The sequence below is a fragment of the Mangrovibacter phragmitis genome (assembly GCF_040429585.1).
Classification (GTDB): Bacteria; Pseudomonadota; Gammaproteobacteria; order Enterobacterales; family Enterobacteriaceae; genus Mangrovibacter; species Mangrovibacter phragmitis.
The window spans coordinates 993,432-1,011,288 of the sequence record NZ_CP134782.1; the positions used below are offsets into that span (position 1 = coordinate 993,432).

The 17,857-nt window shown below is 50.6% G+C and carries 21 protein-coding genes; 20 read left to right on the plus strand and 1 reads right to left on the minus strand.

Annotated features, from left to right (window positions below):
• Position 1 precedes the first annotated feature (1 nt).
• The 18 genes from MPHASIOC01_RS04730 to MPHASIOC01_RS04815 all read left to right on the plus strand — a co-directional run bounded on the left by MPHASIOC01_RS04730 (position 2) and on the right by MPHASIOC01_RS04815 (position 13,532).
• Complete coding sequence (locus MPHASIOC01_RS04730) at positions 2-1,114, plus strand: hypothetical protein (RefSeq protein WP_353614083.1); 1,113 nt, start codon at positions 2-4, stop codon at positions 1,112-1,114.
• An 84-nt stretch (positions 1,115-1,198) separates the two neighbouring features.
• Positions 1,199-1,984 (plus strand): hypothetical protein, encoded by a 786-nt coding sequence (locus MPHASIOC01_RS04735; RefSeq protein WP_353614084.1) that lies wholly within the window; start codon positions 1,199-1,201, stop codon positions 1,982-1,984.
• Positions 1,985-1,995: 11 nt separating this feature from the next.
• Positions 1,996-2,952: a major capsid protein gene (locus MPHASIOC01_RS04740; protein ID WP_353614085.1), complete on the plus strand. Its 957-nt coding sequence runs from the start codon at positions 1,996-1,998 to the stop codon at positions 2,950-2,952.
• A 2-nt stretch (positions 2,953-2,954) separates the two neighbouring features.
• A complete protein-coding gene (locus tag MPHASIOC01_RS04745) occupies positions 2,955-3,227 on the plus strand; it encodes an Ig-like domain-containing protein (protein ID WP_353614897.1) in 273 nt (90 codons plus the stop codon).
• A 41-nt stretch (positions 3,228-3,268) separates the two neighbouring features.
• Positions 3,269-3,751 (plus strand): DnaT-like ssDNA-binding protein, encoded by a 483-nt coding sequence (locus MPHASIOC01_RS04750; protein ID WP_353614086.1) that lies wholly within the window; start codon positions 3,269-3,271, stop codon positions 3,749-3,751.
• Positions 3,751-4,101 (plus strand): hypothetical protein, encoded by a 351-nt coding sequence (locus MPHASIOC01_RS04755; RefSeq protein WP_353614087.1) that lies wholly within the window; start codon positions 3,751-3,753, stop codon positions 4,099-4,101. Before MPHASIOC01_RS04750 ends, MPHASIOC01_RS04755 begins: the two co-directional genes overlap by 1 nt.
• Position 4,102: 1 nt before the next feature.
• The gene (locus MPHASIOC01_RS04760) at positions 4,103-4,687 is read left to right on the plus strand and encodes a hypothetical protein (RefSeq protein WP_353614088.1); all 585 of its coding nucleotides are present in this window, start codon (positions 4,103-4,105) and stop codon (positions 4,685-4,687) included.
• Positions 4,684-5,094: a phage tail terminator-like protein gene (locus MPHASIOC01_RS04765; RefSeq protein ID WP_353614089.1), complete on the plus strand. Its 411-nt coding sequence runs from the start codon at positions 4,684-4,686 to the stop codon at positions 5,092-5,094. The genes MPHASIOC01_RS04760 and MPHASIOC01_RS04765 overlap by 4 nt, the downstream gene beginning before the upstream one ends.
• 48 nt (positions 5,095-5,142) lie before the next feature.
• Complete coding sequence (locus MPHASIOC01_RS04770) at positions 5,143-5,808, plus strand: phage tail protein (RefSeq protein WP_353614090.1); 666 nt, start codon at positions 5,143-5,145, stop codon at positions 5,806-5,808.
• 40 nt (positions 5,809-5,848) lie between these two features.
• Positions 5,849-6,160 carry a phage tail assembly chaperone gene (locus MPHASIOC01_RS04775; protein WP_353614091.1) on the plus strand — a complete coding sequence of 104 codons (312 nt, stop codon included), beginning with the start codon at positions 5,849-5,851 and terminating at the stop codon, positions 6,158-6,160.
• A gap of 2 nt (positions 6,161-6,162) precedes the next feature.
• Positions 6,163-6,462: a DUF1799 domain-containing protein gene (locus tag MPHASIOC01_RS04780; RefSeq protein ID WP_353614092.1), complete on the plus strand. Its 300-nt coding sequence runs from the start codon at positions 6,163-6,165 to the stop codon at positions 6,460-6,462.
• A gap of 794 nt (positions 6,463-7,256) precedes the next feature.
• Positions 7,257-7,544: a hypothetical protein gene (locus MPHASIOC01_RS04785; RefSeq protein ID WP_353614093.1), complete on the plus strand. Its 288-nt coding sequence runs from the start codon at positions 7,257-7,259 to the stop codon at positions 7,542-7,544.
• A 123-nt stretch (positions 7,545-7,667) separates the two neighbouring features.
• On the plus strand, positions 7,668-10,580 hold the full coding sequence (locus MPHASIOC01_RS04790) for a phage tail tape measure protein (protein WP_353614094.1): 2,913 nt from the start codon (positions 7,668-7,670) through the stop codon (positions 10,578-10,580).
• A gap of 107 nt (positions 10,581-10,687) precedes the next feature.
• Positions 10,688-11,056: a hypothetical protein gene (locus tag MPHASIOC01_RS04795; protein WP_353614095.1), complete on the plus strand. Its 369-nt coding sequence runs from the start codon at positions 10,688-10,690 to the stop codon at positions 11,054-11,056.
• Positions 11,056-11,514: a DUF3828 domain-containing protein gene (locus tag MPHASIOC01_RS04800; protein ID WP_353614096.1), complete on the plus strand. Its 459-nt coding sequence runs from the start codon at positions 11,056-11,058 to the stop codon at positions 11,512-11,514. The genes MPHASIOC01_RS04795 and MPHASIOC01_RS04800 overlap by 1 nt, the downstream gene beginning before the upstream one ends.
• 163 nt (positions 11,515-11,677) lie before the next feature.
• Positions 11,678-12,016 carry a phage tail protein gene (locus tag MPHASIOC01_RS04805; RefSeq protein ID WP_353614097.1) on the plus strand — a complete coding sequence of 113 codons (339 nt, stop codon included), beginning with the start codon at positions 11,678-11,680 and terminating at the stop codon, positions 12,014-12,016.
• 54 nt (positions 12,017-12,070) lie between these two features.
• Positions 12,071-12,808 carry a phage minor tail protein L gene (locus MPHASIOC01_RS04810; protein WP_353614098.1) on the plus strand — a complete coding sequence of 246 codons (738 nt, stop codon included), beginning with the start codon at positions 12,071-12,073 and terminating at the stop codon, positions 12,806-12,808.
• 1 nt (position 12,809) lies between these two features.
• Entirely contained in the window at positions 12,810-13,532 is a 723-nt protein-coding gene (locus MPHASIOC01_RS04815) for a C40 family peptidase (protein ID WP_353614099.1), read from the plus strand.
• On the opposite strand, the gene MPHASIOC01_RS04820 is transcribed toward MPHASIOC01_RS04815, so the two are convergent.
• Complete coding sequence (locus MPHASIOC01_RS04820; protein ID WP_353614100.1) at positions 13,529-13,855, minus strand: hypothetical protein; 327 nt, start codon at positions 13,853-13,855, stop codon at positions 13,529-13,531. The two genes, MPHASIOC01_RS04815 and MPHASIOC01_RS04820, sit on opposite strands and share 4 nt — an antisense overlap.
• Positions 13,856-13,981: 126 nt before the next feature.
• On the opposite strand from MPHASIOC01_RS04820, the gene MPHASIOC01_RS04825 reads away from it, so the two are divergent.
• Together MPHASIOC01_RS04825 and MPHASIOC01_RS04830 are read left to right on the plus strand one after the other, a co-directional pair.
• A complete protein-coding gene (locus MPHASIOC01_RS04825; protein WP_353614101.1) occupies positions 13,982-14,599 on the plus strand; it encodes a tail assembly protein in 618 nt (205 codons plus the stop codon).
• A gap of 52 nt (positions 14,600-14,651) precedes the next feature.
• Positions 14,652-17,846: a host specificity protein J gene (locus tag MPHASIOC01_RS04830; protein ID WP_353614102.1), complete on the plus strand. Its 3,195-nt coding sequence runs from the start codon at positions 14,652-14,654 to the stop codon at positions 17,844-17,846.
• Positions 17,847-17,857: the final 11 nt, after the last annotated feature.

The window sequence follows — 17,857 nt, forward strand, 5'->3', positions numbered from 1 at the left end:
CATGGCAACCCTTAACGAAAATCTCAGGGATGAGTCCATCGCCCATGCCATTTGGGTGACGCGTTATTCCTCCGGTGTGGCTAACCGAATGGTAAAGCTGCTAAACGACACTGATGCCGACCTGTCAGCCCGGCTTCTGGATGCACTGGACCGGTTGCCCGCGGATAGCTTTACCGTTAGTCGTCTGGAAAGCCTGCTGGGGAGCGTGCGAACCCTGAACAGCCAGGCGGTATCAGCCATGCAGTCGTCACTGGAAAACGAGTTGCTGGACTTCGCCGGTCATGAAGCGGGCTATCAACTGAGTCTGTTTGATTCACTTCTGCCAGAAACGGTCCTGGCACAGATACCGTTGCAGAGCATCACGGCTGAAATGGTTTATGCCGCAGCAATGGCACAACCGGTTCAGGGCCGGTTATTAAGTGAGTGGGCATCCAATCTGGAATCTGACCGGCTTACCCGGATTATCAATGCGGTTCGCCGTGGTTACCTGGCGGGAGAAACAGTCGAAACCATTGCCCGCAGTGTTCGTGGTCATGCGAATAAAGGCTACCGGGATGGTGCACTGCAGATGAGCCGGGCAAATGCTACCAGCATCGCGAAAACGGCGGTGAATCACCTTGCAGCCACTGCCCGGAAGAGTTTCACCACCGCTAACGAAGACCTGGTAAAAGGCAAGCAGTGGCTATCCACGCTCGATAATAAAACCAGCCATGACTGCATCATTCGCGACCGGCTGCGATACACCCTGGACGGGAAACCCATCGGGCACAAGGTGCCTTATCTGCAGGGCCCCGGGCGGATCCACTTCTGTTGTCGCTCCACCGAAACCCTGATTCTGAAATCCTGGCAGGAGCTTGGGCTGGACGCCGATGAAATGGATGAGGGAACCCGGGCCAGTATGGACGGGCAGGTAGCCGGGAATACCACCTATAGCGAGTGGCTTTCCCGGCAATCCTTTGAACGCCAGGTGCAGGTTGTTGGTGAGCAACGGGCACGGCTTATCCGCGATGGCGCCATGCGTCCTGATGAATTTTTCACGGATAAAGGCGAGTGGCTGACACTGGCCCAACTGCGCGAACGGGACAGCCAGGCATTTGATATGGCCGGGCTCTGATTTATTCCTTTCTGTACACAGGCTGCCTCCGGGCGGCCTTTTTTATTGGGCAAGGCCCGACACTTCATTCCCAAGGGGAACACTATGCTTTTTCGAAACATGCTCATCAAATACTACGCACCTGCAGGTTCTGAAGGTGGTGACGGCGGCGGTGCTGGTGGCGAGGGTTCACCAGAAATTACGCCGGAGATTGAGCAAATCATCAATGACCGGGTTAATACCGCCGTTACCGGTCTTAAATCCAAAAACAGTGAACTGCTCGGTAAGCTCAAGGAGTCGACCGAATCACTGAAGCAATTCGAAGGGATTGATCCGGAAGCGGTCCGGGGCATCCTGCAGCGTTTTTCCGACGATGAAGAAGCAAAGCTGATTGCCGGCGGAAAGATTGACGAAGTGCTTAACCGTCGCACGGAGCGCTTACGTGCTGACACTGAGAAACAAATCAAGGCCGCGAATGACCGCGCCGACAAGGCCGAGTCGTTCTCCAATAAATTTCGTGACCGCGTGTTGGGTGATGCTATCCGTTCTGCTGCGGCAAAAGCCGGTGCCCTGGCTGAAGCATCCGACGACCTGATCCTGCGTGCCAAAGGCACATTCCAGCTCAACGATGAAGGTGAGGCCGTAGCCGTTGATGCAAATGGCGATGTCCTGTTCGGTAAAGACGGCAAGACCCCCCTGACCCCGCTTGAATGGGCTGAGTCTCTTAAGGAGACGGCTCCGCACCTTTTCCCCCGCGCTGAAGGTACCGGCGCTGGTGGGCACAAGCCGAATGGCGGTGGCAGCCTGAAACGTTCAGAGATGAATGCCAACGATAAGGCGGACTATATCCGCAAGCATGGCCAGCAGGCCTACCTGAAACTACCCAAATAAGGGATTAATCGATGACTACAACCGTTAATACTGACCTGGTTATTTATGATGACCTGGCACAGACCGCATTCCTCGAACGCCGCCAGGATAACCTGGAAGTGTTTAACCAGTCGTCTAATGGCGCAATTCAACTGGACAATGAGCTGATTGAAGGGGACTTCCGTAAGCGTGCTTTCTACCAGGTTGGTGGCAGAATCGAAGCGCGTGATGTGAACTCCACGGACAAAGTTGAAGGCAAAAAGATTGGTGCTGGTGAAGCGGTGTCCGTCAAAGCGCCGTGGAAGTATGGCCCGTATGAAACCACGGAAGAAGCATTCAAACGCCGTGGCCGTGATGTCAGTGAGTTCTCTGAAGTGATTGGCGTCGATGTTGCTGATGCCACGCTGGAAGGTTACGTGAAATATGGCCTGAAAGGGCTGATTGCCGCTATTGGCGCTAACGCGGATATGGTGGTGACGGCTGACATTGCCACTGATGGTAAAAAGACCCTGACGCGTGGCCTGCGCAAGTATGGCGATAAGTTCAACCGGGTTGTGTTGTTCGTTATGCACTCTGCGACGTACTTCGACATCGTGGATGAGGCGATTGCCAACAAAATTTACGAAGAAGCTGGCGTGGTGGTGTATGGCGGCCAACCGGGTACGTTGGGTAAACCGGTGCTGGTAACCGATACCATGGATGCAGAATCCATTCTGGGGCTGGTGGCCGGTGCCGTGACTATCACCGAATCTCAGGCCCCGGGTTTCCGCTCTTATGACGTAAACGACCAGGAGAACCTGGCAATTGGTTACCGTGCTGAAGGCGTGGTGAATATCGAACTGCTGGGTTACAGCTGGGATACGACTGCAGGTGGCAGCAATCCGGACCTGACCAAAATCGGTACCGGTGCGAACTGGAAGAAACACTTCACTAGCAACAAGTCCACGGCGGGTGTGCTGATTAAGCTGGAAGCCGCTTCGGGGGAGTAACACTGTCAGCGGATAAAACATCCGCAACTGCTGACAGCACTGATGCGGTAACCCTCTCTCTCAAATATACCCTGAATGGCGCGGGTGTGGCCGGGGCAACCGTAAACTGGTCTTCAACCGGGGGCACCTTGAGCACCAACAGCTCACAAACCGGCTCGGCTGGTGGGGCGACGGTTAAACTCACATCGGATACAGCAGGCACATTCACGGTAACCGCAACGGTAGATGGTAATGCTGTTGCTAGTGATGACATCACCTTCACGGATGCCGCCTGAAAATAACGGATGGGGCGTAAGCCCCGTTTCCAGGGGGATAAATGATTAATACCGATATTCATTCTGACGGCGCAAACAGTTATGCGAGTGAGGATGACCTGTCTGCTTTTGCTCAACTCAGAGGCATTACCCTCCCGGAAAATACCGTCCCCTTACTGATTATGGCGATGGATTACCTTGAAGGGCTTATCTGGGCTGGTGTCCGGGCGCAACGTCAACAACCGTTGTCATGGCCGCGGAGAAATGTCGTTCTGGATGAATATGAACTTCCGGTCGACTCAGTTCCTAAGCAGGTGGTGACAGCACAATGCATGCTGGCTGTAGAAGCCATTGAGGGGGAGTTGCAGACCAGTGTCCGTGAACCTGAGGTCAAGACAGAGCGGGTAGAAGGGGCCGTTACCATGACATATGCCGTGGCTGATGGGGAATCCTTTACGCCTTCTTTCCCGGCGGTAACAGCCATTCTGGGTGATCTGGCCTGTGGGCGTGGGTTCGCAATTAACACTTATGCGGAGCGGGCCTGATGGCGATTAATTACCAGCGTATGCAAGAACGCTCTACCAGGATGATTCGACAAAACGGTTATGCGTACCCGGTTACACGGAAAGGCTCAGTGACGGTCGTGGCTGGTGTTGAACAGACAACACCGGATACCGCCTTTGATGCCTGGGGCGTCAAAACCGATTATTCCCCCGGTGAAGTGGATGGCACAGTCATTCAGAGCGGGGATATTCAAATCGTTTTTACGGCGGAACAGGCCGTGAAAATTGGCGACCTTGTCGGTGTGGACGGGAAACAATATCGGGTCGTTGAACCTCATCCTGTAAAGCCAGCTGCTGTGGTGATTTGTTATCGATCACAACTGAGGGCCTGATATGAGCGAAAACTCAGCGTTTGAAGTGGCAATAACCGCTTTTGTGAGTAAAGCAAAGGCCAACCAGGAGCAGGTTGCCCGGGCTGTTGGGATAAAAATACTCAACCGCCTGGTGATGATGTCTCCGGTGGGAAACCCGGAATTGTGGGAGGTAAACCGCACTGCAGTGGCGTACAACACCGCTGTTGCAGAGCACAACCAGATACAGATGCAAAACCCGGTGAACCTCACGAAAACCGGTCGATTGAAAAAGAAAGCCCGCGTAAGTGACAGCATGGATATTAAAGCGCCCCCGGGATATACCGGTGGTCGTTTCAGGGGTAACTGGCAGGTCTCTTTCGATGTGCCGGCAACGGGTGAAACCGGGCGCATTGATAAGAGTGGCAACCTGACCATTGCAACGGGAGAAGTTGTACTGTCAGCTTTCAAGGTAGGGATGAAAAATATCTATTTCTGCAACAACGTGCCTTACGCGTATGCATTAGAAATGGGCCATTCATCTCAGGCACCAAATGGCATGGTGCGTATTACCGCTGCTGAATTTCAGCGTTTTTTCAATGAGGCCGTTGGTGAGGTAGACAGATGATCCCCAACATTACTGCAGCACTGGAGTCTGTTCTCGGCTCCTGGGCTGATGGGGAGGGCATTCCTGTCGCCTATGACAATATTGGATTTGACCCGCCTAATGACGCCCTGTACCTGATTTCACATGACATGCCGGCAACACCGTTCAGCATTGACCTTGCTGGCGACGCTGTCGTTTATCCCGGTGTGTATCAGGTAACGGTCGTAGCTCCTGCAGGAACGGGTAAATCTGCCGCCCGCCGTATTGCGGAGCAGGTTTGTGGACTTTTCCCCAAAAATGGGGAGATTGCCGGAGATGGGTTCACAGCCTGGGTTACCTCACCCCCGGCAATATTCCCCGGTATCCCGGACGGTGTTTCATTCAGTATTCCCGTCAGCATTAACTATCGGGCTGATATTCCAGCCTGAACCTTCACACACCGGCATTCGCCGGTTCTCTTCATAATGGAGATTCTTATGCCTGGTTTCGCATTGCCGAACGGCGCTCGCGTATACGTCGGCTCCACACTGGCAACGGCAGTCCCTGTTTCCGCTGTATCAAATGCGGCAGGTGCTGTATTTACCGTTCCATCTGAACATGGGCTCGTGGTTGGTGACGCAGTTTATATCCGTTCTGGCTGGCCGCTGATTGATAACTTGGTTGCACAGGTTACCGCTGTGGATGAAACAGAAGTGACTATTGGCGTTATCGATTCAACGAACCTTAACTTTTTCCCTGCTGGTGGGGGGGTTGGGTCGTTGAGCCAAATTACCGACTGGACGGAAATTCCGCAAATCACAGAAGTCGCGCAGTCGGGTGGTGACCAGCAATACACGCAGGTCCAGTTTCTGGCTGATGACCGCCAGCGCAACCTGGCGACCTATAAGGCAGCTAAAACACAAACGTTCACGCTGGCACATGATTCAACGCTGGCGCTGTATGACGTATTGGCAACTGCTGACCGTGACGGTGTCACACTGCCGCTCAAAATGTACGTGCCTAAAGCGAAAGAAACTCGCTACTGGTCCGGTACACCATCTTTCGACTCACAACCTACGACATCAGTGAATAACGTAGAAACAGTTCAGGCGGCCTTTGCCCTCGATGCACGTGACATGACGTTCTACAAAGATGTTGCTTAATACCCATGGCCCGGAAACGGGCCGTAACCGGATAAATTAAATGGCTACTAAATTTCAGTTGTGCCCCAAGCCCACCTTTAAAGCCAATGTCAGCATCCCGCGACCTGGTGAGGATGATGGCATTTTAACTTTCACGTTTAATCACAAACCGCTTAAAGAGCTTTCCGAGATAGAACAACTGGAAGGGAAAACTGCGGTCGACTTCCTGGCAGAGATTACCGTTGCCTGGGCATTGCCGGATACGTTTTCCCGGGAAAACCTTGAGGTGCTGTTGGATAACTACCCCGGTGCACTTAAAGCCATTATCTCGACTTATTACCGTGAGCTGATGGGAAACCGTGAAAAAAACTGATTGTGGTTGCCTCTGAACTTTACACGTCTGAACCCTCAAATGAGGATCTGGCCGCGTTTGGTTTGTCTCCTGATGATTATGATGACCGGGTAATAGATGTATGGCCCGATATCTGGACGTCATTTAATGTATTTCAGGCAGCAAGTACACAGTGGCGAACCAGCATGGGAGGCGTAACCGGTCTGGATTACAACGTACTCCCCTGGCTAATGAAACTACATGGCGTAGAAGACGAGGCAACCGCATTATCTGATATCCGCATCATGGAGCGGTCTGCGCTCCATGTGATCCACAACTCCTGAGTGCTTGGTTCACAGCGAGCGAGTAACTTCACCAAAAGTTGGCCAGTTAAGCGGTTAGTGTATGCACTGACCAAAGCTACAAAATAGATTCGTTCAAATCCAAGGATTACCAGACACTCTAGGTTGTAATGCGTAATGACATAAGCACTATGTTTTGTCTGAACCAAATTGATCACATCAGTAGCAGCGGAACTAAGTAGAACAATAAGTGTGCCAGCCAGATGGGGCGGTGAGGGAGTGATTGTATAAAACAACTACTGCATGCAGCCAATAAACCTCTTGCAGATGAAACGCGATTTTCTTGCTGGAAGTTGTGTAATAATGAATGGGTTGTCTCGATTCACTTTGGTTAATTGCAAAAAACATTAGATTTTGTGATAAAATAAGAGCACGTTGGAAAAGAATTTTGCATCTCTGCGTGTTCGACTCCGCTAGTTATGGCTTCCTTTGACCCTACGTTGACAGCTTTAGCAGTTTTTTCTGCATATAAATTGATTAGTCATTATATCAAATCGAAAAAAGAAAAACGTACGAAAAAAGAAGGAGACTCTATGAATGAAACCAAAACAAATCAAATAAGTAATTTTATTAAAACAACAGCTTATAATGCATTTTGTGGGGTCATAGGGAACGTCATATACGATTTTGGTAAAGAGATGCCTGCATTATGATGTTAACCCGCTCCGGCGGGTTTTTGCTATCAGGACCACTGTAAGTTACAGTAACTTCATTCCAGAACGTGTTCTTCCTGCTGATGATATAGCTATATCGCTAAAGGGATGAGAGGTTGCAAAGTGAGTCTGAAAGGGCGGCTAATTATTATTGTGATCGGCGCAGTATTGAGCATTCCGACTTCTTTGATTGGGTATCAGTGGATGGGATTTAAGTTTTTAAAACAAGAAGTCGACTGCGTAACTGATGTGAATAACTCTATGCTTAGCTGGCTTCCGAATGTTGAACAGGATTCTGCTGGTCGGAAGTTAGACAATATAAACAATAATCTTAGAACATGCGTGCAAGGGATTGATGCCAGGAAAAGTAGTTTTGACTTTGCTGTGGAGCAGTACAAAAGATACCACTAAATATTATGATAAAGCCTACTTAGGTGGGATTCTTTCGTTAGAACTGTAAACCCTGCAGTGGTGTACTACAACCAATCTATAATGCCTCGCTTCGGCGGGGTTTTTTATTGCCCGGAGAATACTATGTCAGGTGATATCGCCACGCTGTCCCTTCGTGTAAATACCAGTGAACTGGAGAAGGGAAATCAGGAACTGGACAAGTTCCAGGAAACGGCGACGGGCGCAGCTAAAAAAGCAGATGACCTGAACAGTTGTTTCCGGGCTGGTGCCAGTGACCAAAAGCGCAATACAGAAAGCATCAAAGAACAACGCCAAGAACTGCAAAATCTGCTGAATAAAATAAGCCCAGTTAACCGCGCACTGAATGAGCTGGATGATATTCAGGCCAGTCTGTCCAGTTATCGTGGCAAAGGGCTGGTGGATGTTGAGACCTTCAATCGTTATAACGCGATCCTCGATACCACTCGCACCAAACTGGCCGCCGCCATGGAAATGGAAACCGCCGAAGGGCGGGCAAAGGCACAGCAGGCGTTGGAAGCACAAAAAGCCGCTGCAGCAGGGCAGACGTTTATCAACTCCCTTCAGGATCAGGTCAACGTTATAGGTAAAACCCGCTCTGAAATTTTAGCGTTGAAAGCAGCTCAAATGGGCGTTTCTCAGCAGGCAGCGCCGTTTATTGCCCGGTTGCGTGAACAGGAAGAGCAGTTTAAACGCGGGGCATTGAGTGCTGGGCAATACCAGCAGGCAATGCGCTATTTACCAATGCAAATCACTGATGTGGTGACATCGCTGGCATCTGGAATGCCCATATGGATGGTGGCAATCCAGCAAGGTGGCCAGATTAAGGATTCTTTTGGTGGTGTAGGCAATACGTTTAAAGCTTTGAAAAGCATTATTACGCCGACTCGCCTTGCCTTAGGTGGTTTGATAGGTGTCGCAACGTTGCTGGCAACGGCCTACTTCAAAGGCGCAGCAGAGGCTGATGAGTTCAATAAACAACTTATTCTCACCGGGAACTATGCCGGGCAAACGGCTGCTGGTTTGTCATACATGGCCAGAAGTGTTGCTGTAAATACGGGAACAACGACAGCTGCGGCATCCGCTGCAATCGCCGCAGTTCTGGCGACTGGTAATACAGCGTCATCAGAACTTCAAAAAATCAGTGAAACTGCGTTAAGCCTGCAAAAAACAACAGGCCAGGGTGTCGAACAGACGATTGCTCAGTTTCAGGAACTGAAAAAATCACCGGTTGAGGCGGTTACCCGACTGAACGAGCAGTACCACTTCCTGGGTGCCTCTGTATACGAACAGATTGCAGCCCTGGCCGAACAAGGCAAGCAACAGGATGCGGCAAATCTTGCCGAAGAAGCGTATGCGACTGCAATGCAAGACCGGGCAAAGCAGATAACGGAAAATCTGGGGGCTATTCAAACCACCTGGGCAGGTATTAAGAGTATGGCGTCCTCCGCGTGGGATGCCATGCTGGGGATTGGGCGTGAAGACCCGGCAGCAAAACTGCAAAATGCCCGAACGGTACTAAACACCCGGATTGCATCATCCTACGCAAAGGACCAGGCTCTGGGAGATATCCTCGGTGACATGGCCGGCTCACTGCAGGGTGATCTGACTGGGGCACAACAGAAAGCCAGTGATGACAGAATTAAAGCACTCCAGCAAATCAATTCACTCGAGCAGTCGACCTTATCCAATGCCCAGCGCAGGATTAAAGCCGAACAGCAGATAACTGAGTGGAAAAATAAAGGCTATATCTCGGACGAGAAAGCGGCAGCATTAATCAAATCGGTCGGAGATAAGTACAGGGACCCGAAAAAAACAAATAAAGGCGTTACCGTTTCGTCCGGTGACCGTGCGGAAGATTCCTCCAATGCTGAGTTACTGGCATTACGAGCACAGTTAAAGACGCTCCAGAACCATGTCTCGGTAAATGATGTTATTAGCCAGCAACGTAAAGACTTATGGAAAACCGAAGCACAGTTTGAAGTACTTGAGGATGCTGCCGGAAAGCGAAAACTCAGTAAACAGGAGCAATCGCTGTTAGCCAGCAAAAGCCAGGTACTCGCGCTGGCACAACAAAAGGCTATATTGGGTGACCAGATAGCCGCGCAAGAGCAACTCAATAAGCGCATGGATACGGCAAAAAAGTATGTCACGCAAATGGCAGAGAAACAGTCAGCGATGACAACCGGTGCCACCATGAGTGACCGCCTTTCAAGTCGTCAAACCGCGCTTTCACAGTTACGCAGTGGTTGGATAAATGCGGGGGGTGACCTGACTGATGATGGTTACAAACAGGAGTTGAAAGCGGCCACGGACTATTATGATGCCGAAGATAAGCTCCGCAACGACTGGTCTGCTGGTGTCAAAAAAGGGTGGTCTGAATTCGAAGACAGTGCAACAAACGTTTATGCGCAATTTGCTGATGTGTCGAAAAGCGCATTTACAGGGATGGCGACACAGTTAACGGATTTTTTGACCACAGGTAAATCCAATTTCAAGGATTTCCTGGCGACCTTCCTGAAAGGGATTGTTCAGATGATTAGCCAGCTTTTGGTGCTGAAGGCCATTAAATCCTCAATAGGCGGAACGGCTTTCGGCTCTTTTATGGGCTTTTCATCGGGTGGGTATGTGCCTGCTTTTGATTCTGGTGGGTATACAGGGGACGGCGGCAAGTACGAGCCAAAAGGTGTTGTGCATGGAGGAGAGTTTGTTTTCACCAAAGAGGCAACGAAAGCTTTAGGTGTGGGGAACCTGTATTCCCTGATGCGCAGTGTCCAGGGTTATGCCAATGGTGGTTATGTTGGCAAGACTGATACGTCGCATTTGTCTTCAGCTTCTTCCACCGGTGTCAGTGTTTATGCGCCGGTTACTATTGAACAGAGTTCTTCTGGATCGGGTGATGTCAGTTCTTCCGGCACCATGAACACGGCCAGGCAACTGCAGGCGATTATCCAGAGCACTATCACCGACCGTCTGAGGAAGGAAATGTCTCCTGGTGGAATTTTATATAAAAAATGAAATTACGTGCTAAATAAGAAAATTCTCATTTGTGGGTTTTGGGCGAGGTCTAGAATGCTGCTCATATTTCGTATCTGATGGATAACCATATCTAAAAAGGGAAAAAAATGGGTTGGAATAAATCTGCTGCTGTAGATTATCTTGTCAAACACATAGAGCCTCATTCAAAAGGACATTGTGCAAAATATACACGTTTAGCAATAGCGGCTGGTGGCATACAGCTTATACAGACAATGAGTGCGAAAGATTATGGCAGCTCTTTACTGAAAGCGGGGTTTACTGCTTTGCCTCCATCCGCCAAGCCTGAAAAAGGGGACGTCGTTGTAATACAGCCTTATCCGGGTGGACTGCAATATGGACACATGGCTATGTACGACGGGAAAACGTGGTACTCGGATTTCAAACAAAGAGATATGTACCCCGGGCCGGGATACCGTCGAACCCATCCTCCTTATGTTATATACAGGAAAAACTGATGCGGCTTATTCTTTCGTTTTTATTGGCAGTTTACATACCTTTCGCGAGTGCAAATGCCTCTTTAGATGCACAAAAAAGCGTCACGGAATTTTATAAATTTTATCTCGCTGAATATAGTAAACCGACAACTGATGATGTTCTCCATTCGCCCAAAATGAAACAGTGGGTAACGAAAAAACTGCTGGACCGACTTGATGCGATTTCTAACATGTCAGAGGAAGAGTATCTGGAGGCTGATTATTTTACTTATACGCAGGACTATTCTGAAGAGTGGGCCTCACGGTTACGCACCGAACCCGCAGTTACTGACGGGGACAGTGAAAGGGTTGACGTTTGGATCGGTATTCAGGACAACAAGTCATTGCATTTGCAAGTCTGGACTCATAATGAAGATGGCCGCTGGAAGATTTGGCGTGTTATTGACGCAGGTAACCATCAGGAACAGAAACTCTACTAGCTCTCACTAATTTGCATGTGAAAAATAAAAGTCCCGACCCCCTCGGGATTTTTATTTCAATGATATTTGTCGTGTTTCCCCATGCAGTATCCACTCCCGGGTGATTTTCTCAAAAACTAATGGGTTTTCCCCTGGTTAATAATCATATTTTATCTGAGGCTGTATGACCGATATATTCACATGGCAAACGCAGGCTTCACCTTCGGCAACCGAGACCGTAAGCGTTTTAACTGCTCAGTTTGGTGACGGTTACAAGCAGGTTGCAGCTAATGGGATTAATACAGCCTCCGAAACATGGAGTCTGACATGGACAGGAAGAAAATCAGATGTGGCAGATATCCGGGCATTCCTCCGAACGCATGTAGTCGCTTCTTTTTGGTGGACGAATCCATGGGGTGAGAAGAACCTTTATCGCGTCAAAAATGACTCGATTGCGCCACAGTTTATTAGCCATAACGTTGTTGCACTCGCGTTCACCTTTGAACAGGCATTTGCTCCGTAATGACATGATCTCTTTAACCGGTCGCCACTGTGCGGCCTTTTTTATGGGCAAAAGATGAGTTTCACAGCAGATATTCAGTCTCTGGAGCCGGGTGAAAAAATCCAGCTGATAGAAATAGACGGTACCGCATTTGGGCTGGACACCGTGCTTCGTTTCCATGCACATAACATACCGGCGGATGGTTGGGCAGCATTCACTGACGGTAATCTCCCGGCAATTATCTGGCAGGGGTATACCTATGAACCCTATCCCTATGAACTGAAAGGTGTCGAGCTGTCCAGTACCGGGGCGCAACCAACACCAACGTTATCTGTAGGCAATGTGGGGAACTATGTCACGGCACTTTGCCTGCGATATGACGACCTGGTCCAGGCTAAAGTGAAGATCCACACCACACTGGCAAAATACCTTGATGCTGCGAACTGGACAGCTGGCAACGTTAACGCCAGCCCCAATGATGAGCGTGTTCAACTGTTTTATGTGAACACCAAAACGGTTGAAACACGCATACAGGTCGACTTCGAGTTGTGTTCTCCCTTTGATATTCAAAGCCTGCAACTTCCCTCCCGCCAGATAACACCTGTTTGCACCTGGTGTATGCGCGGACTCTACCGCACGGGTACCGGTTGTGACTATGCCGGTACCCGTTATTTCACGAAGGCTGGTGAATCCACTGATAACCCGGCACTCGATGTCTGCGGTGGTCGGCTGGCCGACTGTAAGTTACGTTTTGGTGCTGATCAGGCTCTTCCATTCGGTGGCTTTCCCGCCGCCAACCTGCAGAGTAGTTGATATGAGAGAAAAAGTGATTCAGGCGATCCGGCAGCATGTTGCGGGGGAGTATCCCTGTGAAGCCTGTGGCGTGGTGGTTGAAACCGGTACCGGGCAAATCTATGTGCCATGCAGAAATATTGCCGGAAACCCACTGGAGGCATTTACCCTGGCGCCAGAGGACATGCTGTCAGCAGAGAAGCAGGGCGAGGTGATTATGATTGTTCATTCACACCCTGATGTTACCCGGCTCGTCCCGTCTGAGCTCGACCGTATTCAGTGTGACCACTCAGGCATGGAGTGGGGGATCATGTCATGGCCTGATGGTGACTTTTGTACTTTCTCTCCCCGCACTGAACGAGATTACACCGGTCGCCCCTGGGTGCTGGGGCATGCAGACTGCTGGTCGCTTGTCCGGGATTACTACCAGCGGGAATTTGGCGTGAGTCTGGCAGATTATTCAGTTGATTACGAATGGTGGGCTGACGGCAGCGAAAACCGTTATGACGATAACTGGCAGCAGGAAGGCTTTGTTGAAGTTGCACTCAGTGATATGAAACCCGGCGACCTGATTTTGATGCAGATCCGTGCCCCGGTAACCAACCATGCCGCCATTTACCTTGGTGAGAACATCATCCTGCACCATATGTTCGGGCATCTTTCATCCCGTATTCCATACGGTCAGTACTGGCGGGATCGCACTACCCGGGTTATCCGGCACTGGGAGTTAATTCCTGAGGATTAGTCGTGCAAATATTCCTGATTTGCCAGTGCGACTTTTAACCAGAACTTTTGCTGGCAGTCGTTATTAAAAGTTTTTTGTCGCGGATGGATGTCTTTATCTTCAGGTGCTGTCACTGTCCAGGATATAAAACAGGAATGACACGCTTCCTCACATGAAGGATGTAACTCAGTTTCTTTGTATAAATTTAAAACAATCCCGTCAGGAAACTGCCACCTGACATTTTTGACCATAACTTCGGCCTGCTCGTCAATGGAACAGGATTGATCAATTATCCTCTCATCAGAACTTACGGCGACAGATATGTATTTAGCCAGACTTTCCATTCTAAAAATCTCTTTATTTTGAAGCGTAAGTTGCCAGTACTGAATGTTCACCGACAGAGTGCTCGTAGCCAACAACGATGTAAGGTGACACTTCTTCCTGGCATTAACAATACCTGGAATTATTTCATGCTTAAAACCATCACTCTTAAAGGCCAGTTGGGGAAACTTTTTGGCACCCGGCACCAGTTTCATGTGAATGATTTGCGTGAAGCCTTACGGGCTCTGTGTGCCACGGTGCCCGGGTTTAAAAAGTACCTTTCGAATGCTCACCTGAATGGGGTCCGTTTTGCCTTTTTTAACGGACGGAACAACATCGGCATCGACGAGTTTGATATGACCCGGGGGGCGACAGAATACATCATCATACCTGTTATCGAAGGCGCGAAGAATGGTGGCGTTCTCCAGGTGGTGATTGGCGCGGTGGCTCTGGTCGCGGCGTTCTTTACTGCAGGGGCCTCACTGGCAGCGTGGGGGGCAGCCATGAGTGCCGGGGCATTGACGGCAACCACTGTGTTAACCGGGATTGGTATGAGCATGATGCTGGGCGGGGTGGTTCAGTTGTTGTCACCGCAGGCCAGCTACGGTGTGGGCGCATCTTCCAGTACAGACAACAAACCTAACTACGCTTTTGGCTCTCCGGTTAACACTGTCGCCATGGGCTATCCGGTTCCGCTGTTATACGGAGAGCGGGAGGTCGGTGGTGCAATCGTCAGCGCCGGGATTTTCTCAGAAGACCAGCAATAGCGATTCCAGTGTCTTCAGGCCACCTACGGGTGGCTTTTTTATTGGGTGACATATGCATTTACTGAGTACACAGGCGATTTCAGGGCGAAAAGGGGGCGGAGGCTCTTCCCATACACCGGTTGAACAAGCCGATGACCTGCTTTCAACGGCTTATCTGAAAATGCTGGTGGCCATTTCTGAAGGTGAAATCAAAGGTGACCTTACCGCCCAGGAAATCTACCTCGATGACACGCCACTGGCGTCTGATGATGGTACATATAATTTTGCCGGTGTCAGTTGGGAATACCGCACGGGTACCCAGGACCAGAGTTATATTTCCGGCATGCCCGAGGTGGATAATGAATCCAGCGTTTCGGTTGAGGTAACAACCAGCCAGGCCTGGACACGGTCATTCACTAACCTCAGCCTGGATGCAGTGCGCATCAAGCTCAGCCTGCCGGTGCAGTATCTGTACAAAGACAATGGCGATATGGTTGGTACATCAACTCAGTACGCTGTTGACCTGTCTACTGATGGGGCGGCATATCAGACCGTGGTTAACGGGACATTTGACGGTAAAACCACCTCTGAATATCAGCGTGACCACCGGATTGATTTACCTGCGGCCACCAGTGGATGGTCCATCCGGGTACGGCGTATTACTGCTGATTCAACAAGCTCGAAACTGGTCAATGCCTTCAAAGTTGCCTCCTTTGCCGAAGTGATTGACAGCAAATTGCGCTATCCCAACACCGCGTTGCTGTATATCGAACTGGACTCGAGTCAGTTTAATGGCTCGGTACCCAAAGTGACCTGTAAGGCCAAAGGAAAGCTGATCCGTGTCCCGACAACCTATGACCCGGACACAAGGGAATACAGCGGCACCTGGGCCGGTGATTTCAAATGGGCATATTCCAACAACCCTGCGTGGATTTTCTATGACCTGGTGCTGGATAAAATCTACGGGATGGGCAACCGCGTTGATGCGACGATGGTGGACAAGTGGGAGCTTTACACTATTGCGCAGTACTGCGACGAAAGGGTGGCAGACGGTGCCGGGGGCACGGAACCCCGCTTTACCTGCAACGTGTTTATCCAGAGCCAGCAGGATGCATACAGCGTACTGAGTGACCTGGCGGCGGTATTCAGGGGCATCACTTTCTGGGGTAACGACCAGATTTTCGTAAAAGCCGACGTACCTCAGGATGATGTGGATTTTGTCTATCATGCGTCGAACGTTATCGACGGGCTCTTCACCTATGCGGGGGGAAGTTACAAGAACCGCTATACCTCCTGCCAGGTCTCCTGGTCTGACCCGCAGGATCACTATTCGGACACCATCGAGGGCGTTTACGATTCAGGTCTGGTTCAGCGTTATGGCGTGAATGAAACGCAAATTACTGCCATCGGTTGCACATCCCAGAGTGAGGCTCACCGCCGGGGGCGCTGGGTGCTGTTGTCGAATGCCAAAGACGGCACCATTTCCTTCGGGGTGGGGCTGGATGGCTATATCCCGTTGCCGGCAGAAATCATTGGCGTGGCTGATCCATTCCGTGCGGGGAAACAGAACGGCGGGCGCATCCATGCAGTGAATGGTAAGAGCGTGACGCTGGACAGGGTGGCGGATTACTCTGCCGGTGACCGGCTGGTGGTGAATCTGCCTGATGGAACGGCACAAACCCGGACTATCAGTGATGTCAGCACAGATAAAAAAACGGTAACGGTAGCCACTGAATTCAGTCAGTCTCCGGTTGCCGGTGCGGTGTGGGCCATCGACAGTGATACCCTGGCTATTCAGTATTTCAGGGTAACGTCCATTGCGGCGAATGATGACGGCACATTCACTGTCAGCGGTGTGCAGCATGATCCAGACAAGTACCGTTTCATTGATGATGGGGTACGTATCGAATCGGCTCCGGTGACGGTTACACCCTCCGGTGTTATGGCTGCGCCAGCGAATATCGTTATCTCAGAAACAAGCTACGTTTACCAGGGGGCTTCTGTTTCAACCCTGTCTGTCTCCTGGGATAAAGTGAGTGGTGCCATCAGCTACAACGCGCAATGGCGCAAAGATAATGGCGACTGGATTAATGTCAGCCAGACCTCAGCCACCGGCTTTTCGGTCTCTGGAATTTATGCCGGTGTTTATGATGTGCGGGTTCGCTCCGTCAATGCCGCAGATGTCTCTTCACCCTGGGGATATGCTGATTCGACAACACTTAACGGGAAAGTTGGCCAGCCGGGAACACCGGTCAGCCTGCTTGCCAGTACCAATACGGTCTGGGCTGTTGACCTGACCTGGGCATTTCCTGATGGTTCGGGCGACACGGCATACACCCAACTGCAATATGCCACGACCAGTGATGGTGCAAACCCACTGGATTTGACGCTTGTCGCTTACCCGACTGCAGACTACCAGCATGGCCCGATGCCTGCAGGTGTGACACGCTGGTATCGTGCCCGCCTCATCGACAGGATTGGCAACCGTGGAGAGTGGACCGGGTGGGTGAGAGGGCAGTCCGGTACACTTGCTGATGATTATCTGAATGAAATCGCAGAACAGTTTGTTTCTGCAGACGATGGTAAGGCACTGCTGTCGCAACTGGAAACCAACCCGGAAGCTATTCTGCAGAACGCATTAGCAAACTATGACACGGTCAACCAGCAGTGGGCGCAGTTCGGTGAGAATACGGCAGCCATTATTCAGGCACAGAAAGTGGCGGCTGATGCGAGCAGCGCCGTGGCAGCTCTTGAAACGGATGTGACAGCAAAGTTTGCAGAAACCTCTGCGGCTATCCAGGAAAAGATGACCGCTTACGCTGATGCCTCTGGTGGTTCAGCAATATACACATTAAAAACGGGTATCACTTATGGCGGAGTGAATTACGATGCCGGTCTCTCTGTCGCCGTGACAGTCAACGGGACCGCTGTTGATACCCGTGTGGCCATTAACGCTGACCAGTTTGTCATGATGTCCGGAAGTGGGGACAACGTCTACTCACCGTTCTCTGTTGTGAATGGGCAGGTTTTCCTTTCAAGCGGCTTTATCCAGGACGGGACAATCACTAATGCCATGATTGGTAACTATATCCAGTCAACAAACTTTGTCGCTGGCAGTGCCGGCTGGCGGCTGCAAAAGTCGGGTACTCTGGAAATGTACAGCACAGTCAGTGGCTCCGGAAGTGTGAAACTCACTGGCTCGGGCCTGGCTGTTTATGATGCCTCTGGTGTTGCCCGGGTCAAATGCGGGGATTTGAATAACCTCTAATGGCCTACGGT

Coding starts and splice junctions, on each gene's coding strand:
- MPHASIOC01_RS04735 (WP_353614084.1), top strand. CDS start 1,199: ATGCTTTTTCGAAACATGCTCATCAAATACTACGCACCTGCAGGTTCT.
- MPHASIOC01_RS04775 (WP_353614091.1), top strand. CDS start 5,849: ATGGCTACTAAATTTCAGTTGTGCCCCAAGCCCACCTTTAAAGCCAAT.
- MPHASIOC01_RS04825 (WP_353614101.1), top strand. CDS start 13,982: ATGCTTAAAACCATCACTCTTAAAGGCCAGTTGGGGAAACTTTTTGGC.
- MPHASIOC01_RS04800 (WP_353614096.1), top strand. CDS start 11,056: ATGCGGCTTATTCTTTCGTTTTTATTGGCAGTTTACATACCTTTCGCG.
- MPHASIOC01_RS04755 (WP_353614087.1), top strand. CDS start 3,751: ATGGCGATTAATTACCAGCGTATGCAAGAACGCTCTACCAGGATGATT.
- MPHASIOC01_RS04760 (WP_353614088.1), top strand. CDS start 4,103: ATGAGCGAAAACTCAGCGTTTGAAGTGGCAATAACCGCTTTTGTGAGT.
- MPHASIOC01_RS04830 (WP_353614102.1), top strand. CDS start 14,652: ATGCATTTACTGAGTACACAGGCGATTTCAGGGCGAAAAGGGGGCGGA.
- MPHASIOC01_RS04805 (WP_353614097.1), top strand. CDS start 11,678: ATGACCGATATATTCACATGGCAAACGCAGGCTTCACCTTCGGCAACC.
- MPHASIOC01_RS04815 (WP_353614099.1), top strand. CDS start 12,810: ATGAGAGAAAAAGTGATTCAGGCGATCCGGCAGCATGTTGCGGGGGAG.
- MPHASIOC01_RS04765 (WP_353614089.1), top strand. CDS start 4,684: ATGATCCCCAACATTACTGCAGCACTGGAGTCTGTTCTCGGCTCCTGG.
- MPHASIOC01_RS04740 (WP_353614085.1), top strand. CDS start 1,996: ATGACTACAACCGTTAATACTGACCTGGTTATTTATGATGACCTGGCA.
- MPHASIOC01_RS04820 (WP_353614100.1), bottom strand. CDS start 13,855: ATGGAAAGTCTGGCTAAATACATATCTGTCGCCGTAAGTTCTGATGAG.
- MPHASIOC01_RS04810 (WP_353614098.1), top strand. CDS start 12,071: ATGAGTTTCACAGCAGATATTCAGTCTCTGGAGCCGGGTGAAAAAATC.
- MPHASIOC01_RS04770 (WP_353614090.1), top strand. CDS start 5,143: ATGCCTGGTTTCGCATTGCCGAACGGCGCTCGCGTATACGTCGGCTCC.
- MPHASIOC01_RS04730 (WP_353614083.1), top strand. CDS start 2: ATGGCAACCCTTAACGAAAATCTCAGGGATGAGTCCATCGCCCATGCC.
- MPHASIOC01_RS04750 (WP_353614086.1), top strand. CDS start 3,269: ATGATTAATACCGATATTCATTCTGACGGCGCAAACAGTTATGCGAGT.
- MPHASIOC01_RS04795 (WP_353614095.1), top strand. CDS start 10,688: ATGGGTTGGAATAAATCTGCTGCTGTAGATTATCTTGTCAAACACATA.
- MPHASIOC01_RS04790 (WP_353614094.1), top strand. CDS start 7,668: ATGTCAGGTGATATCGCCACGCTGTCCCTTCGTGTAAATACCAGTGAA.